Annotated in this window: 1 protein-coding gene; it reads left to right on the top strand. The window is 63.4% G+C overall.

Annotated features, from left to right (window positions below; genetic code table 11):
- On the top strand, positions 1-2,051 hold a 2,051-nt coding region (locus VK519_RS12755; protein WP_324350314.1), incomplete at both ends, for a TonB-dependent receptor plug domain-containing protein.

Here is a 2,051-nt window from a genome sequence, read left to right on the forward strand (position 1 = left end):
GCCTGCCGTTCAACGCCATCGACCAGCAGCAGATTTACACCGGCGGCTACGGAGCTGAATACGGACGTTCCACCGGCGGCGTCGTCGATATTGTCACCCAGCGCGGCGGCAATACGTGGAAGGGCGGCGCGCAGGTGTTCTGGACCCCCCGGGCACTTCGCGACTCACCGCGAAGCGTCTACCGGCAAGGGCGCCTGTACCAGGACCGAAGCCACAACAAGGGGTGGTCGTACGAGTATGCCGCGTACCTGGGCGGCCCATTGATCAAGGACAAGCTGTTCTTCTACACCGCCGCCGACATCACCCGCGACGCCACGCGTTCGCAGGGGAGCATCGCCACCAACACGCTTGATCAATCGCAGGGCAAGGCGACGCGCTGGCTCACCAAGCTGGACTGGAACATCACCGATAGCAACATCGTCGAATTCACCGCGATCGGCGACAACGCCGAGGACACCACGCGTCGCTACGACTACGCCGTGGCCGATGGCACCGAAGGCGCCTACCGTGGCCAGAGGTACCTGAAGAACTCCGCGACCGCCGGCTCCGCACCGGGCGGCAACGTATACATCGCGCGCTACACCGGCTACCTCAGCGACGATCTCACGCTCAACGTGCTGGCCGGCCGCAGCCGCAGCAACCACATGGACACCCCCACCAGCGCGACGGGCCGCGACTGCCCGATCGTGGCCGATTCGCGAACAGACCGTGGCTCCAACCCCATCACCGGCTGCAGTGTCGTCGGCGGTTCGCTGGGCGCGCCTGGCGCCTACGACAAGACGCGCAGCTGGCGCGCCGACCTCCAGTACACCATCGGCGGCCATACCCTCCGGGCGGGCGTGGACAACCAGTTCCTCGATTCCTTCAGTGGTTCGCGCTACGAGGGCAACAACTACTGGAACTACCAGACCGTTCCGACGGATCCGGACGTCATCAAGAACATTGTCGCTGCCTATCCTGATATCCAGTTTCCGTCCGATGGATCGGATGTCGTCTTTCGTCGCCGCTTCATCAGCGAGGCTCGCGCACGCACAAACCAGGAAGCCCAGTACATCGAAGACCGCTGGCAGGTCTCGGACAAGTGGCTTGTGTACCTGGGCCTGCGCAACGAGCAGTTCAAGAACTTCAATGGCGACGGCCAGGTGTATGTGAAGCAGCGTCACCAGCTGGCGCCGCGCGTTGGCGCCAGCTGGGATGTCTTGGGCGATTCATCCTTCAAGGTGTACGCCAACGCGGGGCGGTACCATCTGGCCGTGCCCTCGAACGTGGCCATCCGCGGAGCGTCGGCGTCCCTGTATGAACGCGAATGGTTCACCTTCGACGGCGTCGACCCGGTGACCGGTGTGCCTACCGGCGTCACCCCCATCTCCAGCGTCAGCTACTCCAATGGCGCCGACGGGCGCACGCCCGATCCGAAGCAGGTGGCCGCGCGCAACCTCAAGGCCTACTACCAGGACGAGTTCATCCTCGGCTTCGACAAGCAGCTGTCGTCCGACTGGGCCTTTGGTGCCCGCGCCACCTACCGCCAGCTGCGCAGCTCCATCGACGACTTCTGCGATGCGCGGCCTTTCGCGCGGCATGCCGAAGCCAATGGCGTGGACTTCAGCCAGGCCAACATCGATCGCTGCTTCATCTTCAACCCGGGCCAGTCCAACACCTTCCGCATCGACATGACGGGCAATGGCGACTACCAGGACATCCGGCTGTCGAAGAAGGAACTGGGCTTTCCTGACCTCAAGCGTCGCTACTACGCGCTCGACACCTACCTGGAGCATCGCTTCAACAACCAATGGTACGGCAAGCTGCAGTACATCTTCTCGCGCAGCTACGGCAACTCGGAGGGCCTGCTGAAGTCCGACATCGGCCAGCTCGATCCTTCGGTGACGCAGGATTGGGACTCGCCTGAAATCACCATGGGCGCCAATGGGCCGTTGCCCAACGATCGCACGCACGTGATCAAGGCGTTCGGCTATTTCCAGCCGTCCGAGCGCTGGCTGTTCAGCAGCAACTTCACTGTCGCTTCCGGTCGTCCGAAGAACTGCTTCGGCGTC

The organism is Pinirhizobacter sp. (genome assembly GCF_035317885.1).
Lineage (GTDB): Bacteria > Pseudomonadota > Gammaproteobacteria > Xanthomonadales > Rhodanobacteraceae > Pinirhizobacter.